Origin of the sequence: Rhodococcus ruber NBRC 15591 (assembly GCF_001894945.1) — a bacterium.
Taxonomy (GTDB): domain Bacteria; phylum Actinomycetota; class Actinomycetes; order Mycobacteriales; family Mycobacteriaceae; genus Rhodococcus; species Rhodococcus ruber.
In genome coordinates, this window is the sequence record NZ_BCXE01000014.1 from 31,674 (window position 1) to 47,461 (window position 15,788).

At 71.3% G+C, this 15,788-nt stretch carries 8 protein-coding genes; 1 reads left to right on the forward strand and 7 read right to left on the reverse strand.

Annotation, left to right across the window (positions count from 1 at the left end; genetic code table 11):
• Nucleotides 1-123 precede the first annotated feature (123 nt).
• Nucleotides 124-2,976, forward strand: a complete 2,853-nt coding sequence (gcvP, locus tag RR3_RS09605) for an aminomethyl-transferring glycine dehydrogenase (RefSeq protein WP_064066749.1) — start codon at nt 124-126, stop codon at nt 2,974-2,976.
• A gap of 141 nt (nt 2,977-3,117) precedes the next feature.
• On the opposite strand, the gene RR3_RS09610 is transcribed toward gcvP, so the two are convergent.
• The 7 genes from RR3_RS09610 to RR3_RS09640 all read right to left on the reverse strand — a co-directional run bounded on the left by RR3_RS09610 (nt 3,118) and on the right by RR3_RS09640 (nt 15,741).
• Complete coding sequence (locus tag RR3_RS09610) at nt 3,118-4,272, reverse strand: metallophosphoesterase (protein ID WP_010596522.1); 1,155 nt, start codon at nt 4,270-4,272, stop codon at nt 3,118-3,120.
• A gap of 4 nt (nt 4,273-4,276) precedes the next feature.
• On the reverse strand, nt 4,277-6,016 hold the full coding sequence (locus RR3_RS09615) for a vWA domain-containing protein (RefSeq protein WP_017681702.1): 1,740 nt from the start codon (nt 6,014-6,016) through the stop codon (nt 4,277-4,279).
• Nucleotides 6,017-6,163: 147 nt separating this feature from the next.
• Complete coding sequence (locus tag RR3_RS09620) at nt 6,164-8,356, reverse strand: malate synthase G (protein WP_010596520.1); 2,193 nt, start codon at nt 8,354-8,356, stop codon at nt 6,164-6,166.
• 318 nt (nt 8,357-8,674) lie between these two features.
• On the reverse strand, nt 8,675-10,075 hold the full coding sequence (locus RR3_RS09625; protein ID WP_010596519.1) for an NAD(P)/FAD-dependent oxidoreductase: 1,401 nt from the start codon (nt 10,073-10,075) through the stop codon (nt 8,675-8,677).
• Between the two features lie 34 nt (nt 10,076-10,109).
• Nucleotides 10,110-11,528: an FAD-binding oxidoreductase gene (locus RR3_RS09630; protein WP_010596518.1), complete on the reverse strand. Its 1,419-nt coding sequence runs from the start codon at nt 11,526-11,528 to the stop codon at nt 10,110-10,112.
• 97 nt (nt 11,529-11,625) lie between these two features.
• On the reverse strand, nt 11,626-14,739 hold the full coding sequence (locus RR3_RS09635; RefSeq protein WP_064066112.1) for an ATP-binding protein: 3,114 nt from the start codon (nt 14,737-14,739) through the stop codon (nt 11,626-11,628).
• A 114-nt stretch (nt 14,740-14,853) separates the two neighbouring features.
• Complete coding sequence (locus tag RR3_RS09640; RefSeq protein WP_040269820.1) at nt 14,854-15,741, reverse strand: hypothetical protein; 888 nt, start codon at nt 15,739-15,741, stop codon at nt 14,854-14,856.
• Nucleotides 15,742-15,788: the final 47 nt, after the last annotated feature.

The following is a 15,788-nucleotide window of genomic DNA, read 5'->3' on the forward strand; positions in this document are numbered from 1 at the left end:
AGGGCCGGTTCGTTCCGGTACCGAATCTCTCAGGCGCTCGCTCGACGAGCTCGCGACAGAGGGGGAGGACACGCACCGTGCGACCCTTGCCCGGATGCGGACCTCCGACCTCAGGGAGTCGCGATGACCCATGCTGCCACCCACACCTTCGCCGACCGCCACGTCGGCCCCGACGCGGCGGGACTGCGCCGCATTCTCGACGTCGTCGGCGTCGAATCCCTCGACGAACTGGCCGCGAAGGCGGTGCCCGCCGGGATCCTCGACGCGCGGACCGACGGGGTCGCGGACGGACTCGAGTCGCTCGACGCGCCGCTGTCGGAACACGAGGTGCTGAAGGCCCTGCAGGAACTCGCCGGGCAGAACACCGTCGCGACGTCGATGATCGGTCAGGGGTACTACGGCACGCTGACTCCGCCGGTCCTGCTGCGCAACATCATCGAGAATCCCGCCTGGTACACGGCATACACCCCGTACCAGCCGGAGATCAGCCAGGGGCGCCTCGAGGCCCTCCTCAACTTCCAGACCATGGTCTCGGACCTGACCGGCATGGAGGTCGCCAACTCGTCGATGCTGGACGAGGCGACCGCCGCCGCGGAGGCGATGACGCTGCTCGCGCGCGCCAACCGCAAGTGCCGGAGCACGCGGGTCGTCGTGGACACCGACGTGTTCGCCCAGACCGCGGCGGTCCTCGCGACCCGCGCGGAACCCCTGGGAATCGAGATCGTCACCGCGAATCTCGTCGACGACGGTCTGCCCGAGGGGGAGTTCTTCGGCGTGATCCTGCAGATCCCGGGTGCCTCCGGCCGGGTGTTCGACGCGGGTCCCCTCGTCGAGGCGGCGCACGAGCGTGGCGCCCTCGTGGCGGTGGGGGCGGACCTGCTGGCCCTGACGCTGCTCACCCCGCCCGGTGAACAGGGCGCGGACGTATGCTTCGGCACCACCCAGCGGTTCGGCGTGCCCATGGGATTCGGCGGGCCGCATGCCGGCTATCTCGCGGTGCACGCCGCCCATGCCCGCAACCTGCCTGGCCGGCTCGTCGGTGTCTCGGTCGACGCCGACGGTTCGCCGGCGTACCGGCTGGCGCTGCAGACGCGTGAGCAGCACATTCGCCGTGAGAAGGCGACCAGCAATATCTGCACCGCGCAGGTGCTTCTCGCGGTCCTCGCCGCGATGTACGCGTCGTACCACGGCGCCGAAGGCCTGGCCGGGATCGCGACCCGTGTGGCGGGCCAGGCCGCCCGGCTCGCCGCGTCGCTGCGAGCCGCCGACATCGACGTGGTGCACGACAGCTTCTTCGACACCGTTCTGGTCCGCGTTCCCGGCCGCGCCGACGCGGTGGTCGCGGCGGCGCTCGAGGCCGGCATCAACGTCCGGCGGGTCGACGACGACCAGGTGGGGGTCTCGTGCGACGAGGCGACCAGCGAGGCCGATGTGGCTGCAGTTGTTGCCGCGTTCGGGGCGGAGGACACCGCGGCGGAAGCCGCGCCCGCCCTTCCCCGGCACCTCGCGCGCACGAGCGCGTACCTGGAGCACGAGGCGTTCACCCGGTACCGTACCGAGACCGCGATGATGCGGTACCTGCGCCGCCTGTCGGACATGGACCTCGCGCTCGACCGCACCATGATCCCGCTGGGTTCGTGCACGATGAAACTCAATGCCGCCGCCGAGATGGAGGCGATCACCTGGCCCGGATTCTCGGCGCTGCATCCGTTCGCCCCCGCGGATCAGACCGCAGGCATCCGCCGGCTCATCGCGGACCTGGAAGGGTGGCTTGCCGCGGTGACCGGGTACGACGCGGTGAGCCTGCAGCCGAACGCCGGCAGCCAGGGCGAGTACGCCGGGCTTCTGGCCATCCGCCACTACCATCTGAGCCGGGGCGACGAGCACCGCGACACCTGCCTGATCCCGTCGAGCGCGCACGGCACCAACGCGGCCTCCGCGGTCATGGCCGGTATGCGCGTGGAGGTCGTCGCGTGCCGTTCGAACGGTGACGTGGACCTCGACGATCTGCGTGCGAAGATCGCCGATCACGCCGAACGTCTCGCCGCGATCATGATCACGTACCCGTCGACCCACGGCGTCTACGAACACGAGATCGCCGACATCTGCGGCGCCGTGCACGACGCCGGTGGTCAGGTGTACATCGACGGGGCCAACCTGAACGCTCTCGTCGGTCTGGCACGACCCGGCAAGTTCGGCGGCGACGTGAGTCATCTGAACCTGCACAAGACGTTCTGCATTCCGCACGGCGGGGGCGGTCCCGGGGTGGGGCCGATCGGCGTGCGCGCACACCTGGTGCCGTTCCTGCCCGGACACCCGGCGGAGCCGGGGCTCGGCGGGGGCGGACCGGTGTCGGCGGCGCCGTTCGGATCGGCGTCCATCCTCCCGATCACGTGGGCGTACATCAAGCTGATGGGGGCGCAGGGCCTGCGGCGGGCCTCGCTGACCGCGATCGCGTCGGCGAACTACATCGCGCGCCGGCTCGACGAGTACTTTCCCGTCCTGTACACGGGTGAGAACGGCATGGTGGCGCACGAGTGCATCCTCGATCTGCGGCCCCTGACGAAGGACACGGGCGTCACGGTGGACGACGTCGCCAAGCGTCTGGCGGATTACGGCTTCCACGCACCCACCATGAGCTTCCCCGTTGCGGGCACCCTCATGGTCGAACCCACCGAGAGCGAGGACCTGTCCGAGCTCGATGCGTTCATCGACGCGATGATCGCCATCCGCGGCGAGATCGACCGCGTCGGGGCAGGGGAGTGGCCGGTGGACGACAACCCGCTGCGCGGGGCGCCGCACACCGCCCAGTGCCTGGTGGGGGAATGGATCCACCCCTACAGCCGTGAGATCGCGGTGTATCCACTGGGGCAGACCCGCGCGAAGGTGTGGCCCGCGGTGCGACGCATCGACGGGGCGTACGGGGATCGGAACCTTGTGTGCTCGTGCCCGCCGTTGGAGGCGTACAGCAGCTGAGTGAGTTCTCGGGGGTGAGCCGCCGGAGCGGCTCACCCCCGAGAATCAGACCAAAATATTCCGAGCCATACGGAACATATTAAATAACCGAACATCCCGGAACGGCAACCCTCCAACACCCGACCCCAAACTCGAGGACGGTCAGACGGTCCCTACGGTCAGTTCGAGAATCGCCACTTCCGGAGGGGTGGCGATGCGGACCGGCGGCCCCCAGGCACCGGTACCGCGGGAGGTGTAGACGAGCGTGTCTCCGAACCGGTCGAGACCCGTCACCGTCGGCTGCTGCAGGGGCACGACGTATCCGAGCGGCCACATCTGTCCGCCGTGCGTGTGCCCGGACAACTGCAGATCGATGCCGTGCTCGCGCGCCTCGAACACGTGGCGAGGCTGGTGGGCGGCCAGGAGAACGAAGCGTTCGGGATCGCGGTCCTGCAGTGCCGCGGTCAGGTCCGCGTCGTTCGGGGCCGGCGCAGAATAGTCGTGGATGCCGGCGAGATCGATCGCGTCGCCGCCGCGCTCGAGGGTCACTCGCTCGTTGCGGAGGGTGCGTACACCGAGGGTTTCCCAGAAATCCAGCCAGGACATCGCGTCGTCGGCGTAGTACTCGTGATTTCCGCTGACGCCGTAGACCCCGAGCGGGGCACGCAGGTCCGCGAGAGGCGCCAGGTCGGGTCCGACGAGGGCGATGGTGCCGTCGGTGAGGTCTCCGCCGAGCACGATCAGGTCCGGCCGCTGTGCGTTCACGAGGTCCACTGCGCGGCGGGTGAACTCGCGGCCGCGGGACGGGCCGACGTGCAGGTCGGTGACGAGGGCGACGCGCAGCCCGTCGAATCCGGCCGGGAGCCGGCGCAGCGGGATCCGGGTGTGCACGAGCCGGGGCCGAGCGGCCTCGACCGTGCCGTAGCCGACGGCGGCGACCGCTGCGACGGTCAGCGCGCCCGTCGCGACCTGCAGAGCGCGCCGCCGGGAAGAATCCGGCGGATGGGCGGCGTCTCGACGGAAGCGGCGTACCGCTCGCGCTGCGAGGGACACGATCCCGATCAGGAGCGTGCCGAGGACCAGGTACAGCACTACTGCGAGCCAGGTCCAGCCGAGGAATCCGAACGGGCGGGCCCAGCGCGGGTCGAGTGAGGTGCCGCTCTGCGCACCGATCAGCGCGACGACGAGGAGGACGCCGAGCGCGGTGTTCGCGGCGATCGCCGCGCGCCCGCGCAGACCGGGGGCACGGACGAGGCGGCGGTGGAGCCAGAAGGTGACGAGGGCGAGGAACGTCCCCGCGACGAGTAGCCGGATCACGGTGTCAGGACATCAGCTTTCGGAGGGCGGGGGCGAGTTCGGGCCCGTCGGTCGTGGTGACGGAGACGAGCGCGCCGCCGGTGCGGTCGGCGAGGGTCTGCAGGGTGTTGCGGTCGGTGTCGTCGCCGAGGGTCACGACGTCGATCCGGACGGGCCGGTCGGGGTCGCCGGCGGCGGTGACGAGGTCGAGGATGCGCTGGCGGGTGGTGTCGTCGTCGTTGGCACTGTCGGTGATCAGGAGGACGGAGTTGGGCTGCCCGGGCGTGAAGTTTCGGACGGCGTCGACGTAGGCGGCGGCCAGGGACCGGTAGACGGCGGAACCGTCGGTGGTACGGGTGCCGCTCAGGGCGGTGGTCAGAGCGGTGCGGTGGTCCGCGGTGAGTGCGCCGCGTGCCACCGTGGTGCGGTACGGGGTGGTGCCGTCGAGGTCGTCGGCGAAGACCCACAGGGCGAGGTTCGAGGCGTCCGGTGACCGGTCCACGTGCTGGTCCAGGGCGGCGGCGAGGTGGGCGAGACGGGTGTCGTCGCCTTCGACGGTTCCCATGGACGTGGAGGTGTCGAGAAGGATCGTGGTGGTGCGGGGTGCCACCGGTGCGCGCCGGTGGTCCAGGAGGATGTCGGCCACGGCCGGGTCGGCGCGGTTCAGGGTCTGTTCGATGCGGGGGAAGGGCACCGCGTCGCTACGGGGTGCGGGCTGACCGTCGACCCGGAAACCGGCGTCGGCCAGGGCGCGGGCGGCGGCGGGTTCGCGGAGATAGCCGGTCAGTTCGGCGGCGGCGCGCGAGAGCGTCTCGTCGACCCACGGGGCGTCGACCACGGCGGCGGGGAAGTCGGCGGTGGGAGTGGGACCGGTGGGGACGAATTCGGCGAGGCCGGCGGCGCCGCCGGACGTGACTGCTGTGTGCAGCTGTTGCTCGGTGATCGGTACGGCGTGCACCGTGCCGTCGGCGCCGGGCGCGTCGGCGAGGGTGTCCAGGGCTGCGGCGGTGGTCGGTCCGGCGCCGGCTCCGAGGGCGTCGGCGCCGAGCGCGAGGGTCCCGACCGCGGAGGTGGTTGCCGGGGAGGCGGCTTGTTCGGCGGTCAGGGGGCCGGGTCCGGCGTCGGTGACTGCGGCGGCGACGGCCTCGAGGGCGGGTGTGGTGGCGTCGGCGTCGGGGCCGGTGGGCAGGGCGAGACGGAGGCCGGTCCAGCCGTCGAGGCCCAGACCGGCGAGGATGCTGCCGTCGGACTGGAGGGAGGGCAGCTGACGCCATGCGGTGTTTGCGGCGTCGAGGGCACGCCCGAGTGCGGTGGGGACGGCCAGCACGATCGGGGAGGTGGCGAGGGAGCGGGACTGTCCGTCGAGGGCCTGTGCCGCGCGCGCGGTGGCGTCGCTGCTGAAGGGGACCCAGAGGGCGGGTGGGGGCCCGAGGGCGGGGTCCCAGCGGGGGTCGGCGGCTGAGGCGTCTGCGGCGGCGGTGAGGGCGGTGGTGGCCGGGGTGGTGGCGACGGCGGTGACGCGCACGTCGATGCAGTGGTCGCGGACGACCGGGCGGGTGTCGGTGACCCAGCGGGCGGCGAGGGCGGTCAGTGTGGGGGCGACGGCGGGATCCGCGGCGACGTCGAGAAGCGCGTCACCTTCGACGCAGGTCTGTGCGGCTTCGGTCGCCTGCTCGTCGATGCGTTCGCGCAGGCGGAACCAGCCGACGACGGCGAGGACGAGGACGAGTGCCACGGCGACGGCAACGATCGGGCCCTTGCTCACACCTCTGGCGCCGCCCGTTCCGCGATGTCGACCCACGTGTTTCCTGCCTGTCGTCGTGTCTGCCCGCCGTCGTTCCCGGAGTCTAGTGATCGGCTGTGAGACGCCACGGCCCCCGATCCACCGTGGATCGGGGGCCGTGGCTGGGGGTCAGGCTCGGCGGCCGTGGGCGGCCTTGAATTCGAGGCGGCGCCGGTGCAGGATCGGCTCGGTGTAGCCGCTGGGCTGGGTGGTGCCTTCGAGGATCAGTTCCTTGGCGGCCTGGAAGGCGATGCTGGAATCGAAGTCCGGGGCCATCGGCAGGTAGGTCGGGTCGCCGGCGTTCTGCCGGTCGACGACCGGTGCCATGCGCTGCAGGGCGCCGACGACGTCGTCGGCGGTGACGATGCCGTGGTGGATCCAGTTGGCGAGCAGCTGGCTGGAGATGCGCAGGGTGGCGCGGTCCTCCATGAGGGCGATGTCGTGGATGTCGGGCACCTTCGAGCAGCCGACGCCCTGGGAGATCCACCGCACGACGTAGCCGAGGATGGACTGGCAGTTGTTGTCGAGCTCCTCACGCTTTTCCTCGTCGCTCCAGTCGGTGGACGGGGCGAGCGGGATGGTGAGGATGTCGTCGACGGTGGCGCGGCGCGTGCCCTTCAGCTCGTCCTGCACGGCGAACACGTCGACCTGGTGGTAGTGGGTGGCGTGCAGGGTGGCGCCGGTGGGCGAGGGCACCCAGGCGGTGTTGGCGCCGGCGCGGGGCTGGCCGATCTTCTGTTCGAGCATGTCGGCCATGAGGTCGGTCATCGCCCACATGCCCTTGCCGATCTGGGCCTTGCCCTGCAGCCCGCACGCGAGGCCGGTGTCGACGTTCCAGTCCTCGTAGGCCGAGATCCACTTCTGCTTCTTCATCTCGGCCTTGCGGACCATGGCGCCGGCCTCCATGGAGGTGTGGATCTCGTCGCCGGTGCGGTCGAGGAAGCCAGTGTTGATGAACACCACGCGTTCGCTGGCTTCCTTGATGCAGGCCTTCAGGTTGACGGTGGTGCGGCGTTCCTCGTCCATGATGCCGACCTTGAGGGTGTTGGCCGGCAGGCCCAGGACCTCTTCGACCCGGCCGAACAGTTCGGTGGTGAAGGCGACTTCTTCGGGGCCGTGCTGTTTGGGCTTGACGATGTAGATCGAGCCGGTGCGGGAGTTGATCAGCGGCCCGGTCGCGTTGCCGACGGACAGGCCGTGCACGGCGGCGAGGCTGGTGATCAGCGCGTCGAGGATGCCCTCGGGGACCTCGTTGCCCTCGGAGTCGAGCACGGCGGGGTTGGTCATGAGGTGACCGACGTTGCGGACGAACAGCAGCGATCGGCCGTGCAGGGTGAGGTCGGAGCCGTCGGGGGCGGTGTAGACGCGGTCGGCGTCGAGGGAGCGGGTGAAGGACTTGCCGCCCTTGGAGATCTCCTCGGCGAGGTCGCCGCGGTTGAGGCCGAGCCAGTTGCGGTAGCCGATGACCTTGTCCTCGGCGTCGACGGCGGCGACCGAGTCTTCGAAGTCCATGATGGTGGTGACCGCGGATTCGAGGACGACGTCCTTCACCCCGGCGGCGTCGGTGCTGCCGATCGGGGAATCCGGGTCGATCTGGATTTCGACGTGCAGGCCGTGGTTGCGCAGCAGCACCGCGGTAGGGGCGGTCTTGTCGCCGAGGTAGCCGGCGAACTTCTCCGGCTGGGCCAGGGTGGTGGTCGTGCCGTCGCCGAGTTCGATCTTCAGCTCGGCGCCGTCGACGAAGTACCGGGTGGAGTCGGTGTGCGAGCCGGTGGCGAGGGCGGCGGCGGTGTCGAGGAAGTCGCGGGCCCAGGCGATGACCTTGTCGCCGCGCACCTTGTTGTAGCCGGTGCCCTTCTCGGCGCCGCCTTCTTCGGAGATGGCGTCGGTGCCGTAGAGGGCGTCGTAGAGCGAGCCCCAGCGGGCGTTGGAGGCGTTGAGGGCGAAGCGGGCGTTGAGAACCGGCACCACCAGCTGCGGTCCGGCGGTGGTGGCGATCTCGGCGTCGACGCCTGCGGTGGTGACCTGGAAGTCGGCGGGCTCGGGGACGAGGTAGCCGATGTCCTGGAGGAACGCCTTGTAGGCCGCGGCGTCGTGCGCCTGGCCCTTGCGGTCGCGGTGCCAGGTGTCGATCTGTGCCTGCAGCTCGTCCCTCGTGGCGAGCAGGGCGCGGTTGCGGGGGGCGAGATCGTGGATCACCTTGTCCGCGCCGGCCCAGAACTCGGCCGCGTCCACCCCGGTGCCGGGGATCGCCTCGTCGACGACGAAGTCGTAGAGCACCTTGGCGACCTGGAGTCCACCGACTTGCACGCGTTCAGTCATTACCTGCCTCACTCTTTCCGGGACCTGTGCGCTCGCGTCGGCGGCGCCGACGGGCAGCACGACGAACAGCACTCACGTTACCCGCCGGTAGTTTCGGGCAGGCCGGTTCGACCCGCCGCCGGGGCGGTACATCGATTCAGCAGCTCCTCTCCAGGGCCGCGGCGCGATGGTGAGCGCCGACCGCTCGCGGGCGTACTGTGCGCGCCCGGAAGCGGTCTCGATCGTGATCGGCGAGTAGCCGCAATCGCTCAGATCATACGGGGTGGTCCGCGACCCCGGCCCGCCCGGGCGGGCCGGGCGGGCCGGGCGGCCGCGCAGTCACGCCGCCTGCCGGGCGTCGTCGAGCAGTCCGGTGAGGTTGGCGAGGGCGGGCCGGACGTGCGTGGCGAATCGTCTCGTCGCTTCCCGGACGAGGGGCCGGTCGGCGCGGTGCCGGAGTCCCCGGGACGTGTTGAGGCGGGAACGCTCGAGCCAGTCCGCCATGTCCGGTTCCTTCGACCATGCGTACTCGGCGTTCGTCTCGACGAGCGTTCCGCGGATCCAGTCGAGGGGGACGTCCGGTAGCCGGTTCGGTGGGCAGAGCCGGTTCTTCTCGGCCGGGTCCCGGCCGGTGGCCTCCACGAATCCGACGAGGGCGGCATTGAACGGGACGAGCCCCGTGCGGACGGGCTGCAACGTGATACGGCCCTCCTCGAAGATCGGGACGGCCGGTGCCGGGTTCAGGCCCGGGGCGGCGCAGTGGACGTGGAGGTGACCGGGCCCGGTACGGATCGTTCCGTGGTCGAGCACGATCGTGTCGTGTTCGATGCGTCGCACGTGCCCGAGCCGGACGACGTCCTCGATGCGGCGGAGCTGCTCGAGTTCGGCGGTGCTGACGGTCGGCCCCTTGTACATGGTGGGGAGGACGTGCTCGTCGACGCGCAGCAGCTGTTCGCTCGCCTCGAGCCGGGCGAACAGCTCGGCCGGCGTCCTCGCCCGGGCGGCGGCTTCCATCTGCCGGGCCAGTCCCTCGATCAAGTCGTCGACCAGTTCACCGCCCTGGGCGAACCGTCGGTTGCGCAGCCACGCCTCCCGGGGTTTGACCCACTGGATCGCGTCCGGGGGCAGGCCGAGCTGCAGCAGCCACAGGCACGCGTCCATCGCGGTCTTGCCCGCCCCGATGATCACGTACCGTTCGGGCGGTTCGGCCACGCGCGCAAGGGCGTCGACGGGGACGCAGCGGACGCCGGGGGCCACGTCGAACGGTGGTGTGAACGTGGCGGGTATCGCAGGCTCGAGGTAGGTGGCGTCGACGAGGGCGGTGCGGACCTCCACCTCGTACCGGTCGGTGGAGATCCGGGAGACGAAGCGATGGTCACCGACGTATTCGCTCATGGGGAAGTAGCGCACCGCTCCGGATGTCAGCAGATTGCTGCGCATGACACGGTCGAAGTATGCACAGATCTCCGGTGCGCTCGCCTGTTCGTACATGCCTCGGTTCGGGCCGGTGCGGTCGATGACGTCCGTCCCGAGCGGCAGCGAGTTCACGCCGTAGTACGCGGACGGCTGGTGCAGCCGCACGAACGGGTAGGCCTCGTTCCAGTGCCCGCCCGGGGCGTGACGCCGGTCCACCATGACGACGTCGGTGTCGGAATCGGTGATCAATGCGTCCGCGAACGCCATGCCGGCCGCGCCGCAGCCGATCACCAGATAGTCCGCTTCCAGCCTGTGCGTGGGCATAGTCCGTTCCTCTCCGGGCGGGTACGGTTCCGGGCTACCGTTCGGCCGCGGCGGGCCGGATGTTCTGGTTGACGTGGAAGACGTTGTCCGGGTCGTAGCGGCGCTTGATCCGGGTGAGCCGGTCGTAGTTGCCGCGGTAGGCGGACTCGACCCGGTCCTGGCCCTCGCTCATCAGGAAATTGACGTAGGCGCCGCCGGCGGAGGTCGGGTGCAGCTGTTCCCAGTAGTCGCGAGCCCACCGGGTGATGAGGCCGGCGTTGGCGGGGTCGGGGTCGACGCCGACGATGACCCCCGCCCATCCGCCGCCCCGGTACGCGAACGGGGTCGCGTCCTCGGGGACGCGGCTGGTGGCCCCGTCGATGGGATAGAGGTGCATGGTGGAGTGACCGGTCGGCAGCTGCGGCCCGTACCTGCAGTGCACGTCGATTGCGGCGTCGGTGATCTCGTCGAAGAAGTCCGCCCGCCAGTACCACTGCAGGCCGGGCGGGTAGAGGGCGTCGAACGCGCTCTGCAGGACGGTGAACGGCATGTCGTGCAGGCCGACCAGCAGCGGCGAGCCGTAGGTCCGGATGGGGTCGAGCACCTCGTCGGCCTTGGCGTGTGGTCCGGTGTAGCACCAGACGATGCCGCAGCACCTGCGGCCCCAGAGGTCCTCGGGGAACGGGGCGGCGGGTGGGACGGTGAGCAGCGCGATCCAGCCGCTGAGTTCCTCCGGGAGCGCCGGCAGCAGCTCCCGGTACCAGCGCATGACGTCGGCGGTGTCGGCGAGGTCGTAGAGCACCGGGCCGCCGACGATCATGCCGGCCTCCCCGATGTCGTGGCAGCGGAAGGTGAAGGAGGTGACGACGCCGAAGTTCCCGCCGCCGCCGCGCAGCGCCCAGAACAGGTCGCTGTGCGAGCTCTCGTCGGCCGTCACGAGCCTGCCGTCGGCGAGGACCACGTCGGCGGACAGAAGGTTGTCGACGGTCAGCCCGAAGCGCCGGGAGAGGTAGCCGATGCCGCCACCGAGGGTCAGCCCGCCCACGCCCGTGGACGAGAGGAAGCCGGACGGGGTGGCCATGCCGAAGGCGACCGTGGCGTGGTCGACGTCGCCCCAGGTGCATCCGCCGTCGACGCGGACGGTGTGGTGTGCCGGATCGACTGTGGTGCTGCGCATCAGGGACAAGTCCACGACGAGCGCGTCGTCCCACACGCCGAGACCGCCGGCGTTGTGCCCGCCGCCGCGCACGGCCAGGGTGAGCGCGTGGGCGCGGCCGAAGCGGACGCAGGAAACGACGTCGGCGGCGTCCCGGCAGCGTGCGATCGCCGCGGGATGTTTGTCGATCATGCCGTTGTAGACGGCACGCGCCGTGTCGTAACGGGTGTCGCCGGGGGTGATCAGGTCGCCGCGCAGTGCCGCGGCCAGGTCGTCGTACGGCACCGCGCCGGCCGGCCGGGTCGAAATGGTGGTCACGAAAGCCCCTCTCGGGTCGGTCGCTCGCCGGTGCGGGCGTTGTACCGTCGACCCTAGGAAGAGGGCGTTCGCGCAGCGTTCGGGTGCGCGCCGCCGGTCACCGGGCCGGGGGAACGCCCGGGAGCGGCAGGTCGACGCCGTGTTCGGCGAGGTCCCGCGCGCAGCGCCGGAGCAGGGCGGCACTGCCGTGGGCGGCCGCGGTCCGGGCGGCGGCACGCAGTCGCACGATCGCGGCGACGTGGTCGTCGTGCGCCGCGCGCATCCGCATCACCTCGGGCAGCCACCACAGGTCGTCGCGGGCCTGTCCGGCGACGATCGCGGCATCGAGCGCGGCCCGGGCAGCGCCGGGTTCCCCTTCCCGCACCGACAGGTCGGCGAGCAGCGAGAGCCAATACGGCATCCGGGCGAACGAACCGGCCGAGCGGAGCGTGTCGATGCCGCGCCGCATCTGCGCGAGGCCGGCCTCGCCGCCGCGGGACCACCCGCCGAGAATCAGCGCCCACTCGCTGTAGTAGGCGAATCCGTACCGGATGCACAGGTCGGTCAGTTCCGCGACGGCGGCGTCGAGGGCGGCGGGGTCTGTGCGCAGGTGGTGGGTGATGCCGCTGTAGGCCAGGGCGACGGCCAGGCTGTAAGGATGATCGATCGTCCGGGCCAGCCGGACAGCCTCGTTGCAGCAGCTCAGGGCGGCGTCGTTGTGGCCGAGCAGCCAGTGGGCGTGGGCCGCCCAGGCGCTGCCGTGCACGTCGGGCCGGGTGCCGACGGTCAACGAGGGAGCGCCCCGGGTCAGTGCGGCCGCACGGTCGAAGTGGTGGAGCGCCTCCTCGGGGCGGCCGAGCTCGACCGCGGACCCGGCGAATGCGAAGTGGGCCGACCCGCGCAGCGGGGAGCCGGGGTCGACGAGAGTCAGTGCGCGGGTCGCGACCTCGTGGGCGCCGGCGATGTTTCCCTGCACGAACCGCGACGACCAGAGGCCGACGAGGCCGGCCAGGAGGGAGTCCTTGCGGCCGAGGGACTCGGCCAGCCGGATCGAGCGCTCGAGGGTCTGCTGCAGTTCGGGGGAGGAGTAGCCGTATCGTGCGTTGAGCGGCGCCGCCATCTCTTCGCGGACGGCGAGTTCCTGTACGGCGGCGTCGCGCCCCTCGAGTTGGGTGCGAGCGATGGCGAGTGCCTTCTTGTGCAGTCGGATCGCCTCGGTATGGGCGAAGGTGCTCGAGGCGACATCGGCCGCGCGACGGTAGTAGGTCACTGCCCGGTCCGGTCGTCCCCCGCGGGCGTACTGCTCGGCGAGTTGCGCCGAGACGCTGTCGTAGTCGCCGGCGTGCAGCAGTTCGAGGCTCTGCGCGAGACGGCGGTGCAGCAGCCAGCGCCTGGGCGGGCTGATCCGGGCGTAGGCGGCGTCGCGGAGCAGGTCGTGGGAGAAGTCGTAGCCGTCGCGGAACTGTCGCAGGATTCTGCGTTGCCACAGCTCGTCGACGGCGCGCACCACGGCGTCGGTGTCGAGGTCGCTGGCCTCGGTGAGCAGGTCGAGGGTGAAGTCGCGGCCTACCGCCGCGGCGAGTCCGGCGACGTCCCGTGCGGCGGGGCTCACCTGCCCGATCCGGTCGTGCAGCACGTCGGCCAGGCGGCCGGCGGGGGCGACGCCCGGTCCGCTGCGCATCGCTTCGATGATGTAGAGGGGGAAGCCACCGGTGGTCGCGTGCAGTAGTTCGGCGTCCTGCGGGTCGAGCGGGCGCCCCCCGAGCGTTTCGGCCAGGCGGGCGGTGCCGCAGGACCCCAGGGGCTGCAGTGGCAGGTCGGCGAGCAGACCGGCGGTCCGCATCCGGTCTGCCCATTGCTCGAGGTCCCGGTTCTCGTCGGTGTCGTCGGTGTCGTCGGTGCGGGCTGTCGCGGCCACCATCAGGGGCGCGTCGGGTGTCAGGGACAGGCAGAACGTCAGGAACGTCAGCGTCTCCGGGTCGCACCACTGGATGCTGTCGAGGGTCAGCAACACGGGGCGGCCGCCGCCGATCAGCGCCCGCGCCAGGCCTTCGAAGAACCGGAGGCGCTGCCAGGCGTCGACCATCGCCCGGACGCCGGCGCCGGGTTCCGGGCGGGCCGCGCCGGACGGTACGAGCCTGTCGACCTCGGCGCGCCAGATCGGGTCGAGCGCGGTGAGCGCGGGCTGCACCGCGGGGGTACGGAGCCAGTCCGCTACCGGGGCCAGGGCGAGCCGTCCGGACGTTCCGAAGCATTGGGTGCCGGCCACCACCGCGGGTTGTGCGCGGGCGCTGTCGGCGATCTCGGCGACCAGGCGGGTCTTGCCGACGCCGGCGCCGCCGGTGACGAGGACGAGGGTGGGGTGCCCGGCGGCCGCCGTGCGCCACGTCTCGTGCAGCCGACGGAGTTCGCGTGTGCGTCCGACGAGTGTCGGGGCGGCGAGTCCGGGCCGCTCGGCCGCCGGTCCGGCGATGGGGCGGGCGGTCGCGGTGGGGTCCGCGGGGGCGAGCAGGCGGTCGGCGAGGGTGCGCGTCGCCGGGTCAGGTGCCAGCCCGAGTTCACGTTCGAGGACGGCGGCGCAGCGGTGATAGGTGCTCACTGCGCCGGCGCGGTCGCCGTGCTCGGCCTGCAGGGTCATCAAGGTGCGGTACCCGCTCTCTTCCAGGGGTCGGAGGTGGATCCGGCGGCGGACGGCGTCGATCGCCCCGGGGAGGTCGCCGGTGCCCGTCCGGAGCCGGCACAGCAGATCGCACAGGTCGACGCAGTGCCGTTCGAGATCCGATCGGGCCTCGAGGATCCAGTCGTCGTACATGCCGGGCAGCAGGGAGCCGCGGTATTCGGCGAGCGCAGTGGTGGCGTGCCGCAGCGCCGCCTCGTCGTCGCCGCTGGTCGCGGCCGCCCGGGCGGCCTGGTACTCGACGGTGAAGGTCCGTAGGTCCACCCGGCTGGTCTCGGTGTCGCGCCAGCACAGATCCCGGGAGGTCACCTCGACGGCCGGGTCGTCTTCGAGGGCACGGCGCAGGTGGTGCAGTTCGCGGCGCAGGTTGGTCAGGGCCTGGGCGGTTGTCGAGTCGGGCCAGAACAGGGGGGCGATGAGCTGGCGGGGCTGTGCAACTCCGGCGTGGAGGGCGAGGAAGGCGACCAGGGTCGTGCCGCGAGGGGACCGCGTCACGACGGCGCCGGTCGTGTCGTCGGTGATCGACTGCTCACCCAGGACGGAGACGTACAGCATCAGCTCGTGGCCTCTCCAGACTTCAGCCTAGACCCGGGGAGGGATATCCCTCCCCGCGGGGGCCGCGCCGCGCGCCGGGGACGCCCCGGGGAGAGGGCAGGCGGCGGTGTCCGCTCAGCGGTGGGTGTGCTCCCGGCCGGCGTCGAGGAGTCGGCGGCACCGGTCGAGCAGCGCCGCGCGCAGTGGCGCGGAGCGGTCGGCCAGTTCCGTCTGTCCGCGGACGTACTCTGCCCGGCCACGGGGTGTCTCGATCCGTATGGGCCGGTAGCCGTGGTCGCTCAGGTCGTAGGGGCTGGCCCGCATGTCGAGTTCCCGGGCGGCGTAGGCCAGTTCGAAGCAGTCGGCGGTCAGGTCCGAGTCGAGCAGCGGGGTGAGCTTGTAGCACCACTTGTACAGGTCCATGGCGGCGTGCAGGCACCCGGGTTGCTCCCGCCGGATCTGGTCGTCGCGGGTGAGGGGTTCGAGATTGAGGGGGCCGGCGGCGGGGGTGAAGAACCGGTACGCGTCGTAGTGCGTGCAGCGCAGCTGCAACGATTCGACGACGGCGTCGGTGCCGGTGTGTCCGAGCCGCAGCGGTACGGCGCTGTGGCGGAGGTCGGCGGGCTCGGTCCGGTACACCATGGCCCACTCGTGCAGGCCGAAGCAGCCGAGGTGCGCGGGACGGGAGGTCGTGGCCTCGAGCAGGTCGGTGACGTAGCGGATGGTGTCGCGCCGGCGGGCGAGGTGTTCGGGGTCGGCCGAGACCCCGGCGCCGGTGGTCCGGTAGCCCCGGAGGGAGGCGTACTCCGCGGATGCGGGGCCGGTGAGTGTCGTTCCGAAGCCGGGGTGCCAGCGCAGGAGCTGGGACGGCGTGTAGCTGTAGTAGGTGAACAGGAAGTCGATCACCGGGTGTGGTGTGCCGTGCGCGCGTTGGTCGAGGTAGGGGGCGAGCAGCGCCGTCAGCCGGTGGCGGTGCCGCTCCCGGCGGGGCAGCCAGTGCTCGGGTTCGAGGACGGTGGTCACCGCTGCCCCCCGGTATCGACTGCACCGACGGTGCAATGATTGTTGTG